We start from the raw sequence: 305 nt of genomic DNA on the forward strand, positions 1-305 counted from the left end.
TACGAAGCCCTGGAACGCGCCGAACATCGCGCCGGACAGACCGCCGAACGACGCGCCCATCGCGAATGCGAGCAGCTTGACGTTACGGGTGTTGATGCCCATCGCCTTCGCGGCGATTTCGTCTTCGCGGATCGCGGCCCATGCGCGGCCGATGCGCGAATGCTGCAGACGCGTACACACCCAGATCACGAAGAGCGCGCACAGCACGAACAGGTAGTAGTACATGTACACCGACGGGAACTTCATGCCGAACAACTCGTGCGTCTGCGACAGGTTGAAGCCCGCCACCGTCACCGGATCGATGC

The 305-nt window shown here is 62.6% G+C and carries 1 protein-coding gene; it reads right to left on the reverse strand.

From position 1 onward, the window contains the following. A partial coding sequence (locus tag BG57_RS31075) for a branched-chain amino acid ABC transporter permease (protein WP_035971199.1) occupies nt 1–305 on the reverse strand: 305 nt, incomplete at both ends.

The sequence above is a fragment of the Caballeronia grimmiae genome, from assembly GCF_000698555.1.
Classification (GTDB): domain Bacteria; phylum Pseudomonadota; class Gammaproteobacteria; order Burkholderiales; family Burkholderiaceae; genus Caballeronia; species Caballeronia grimmiae.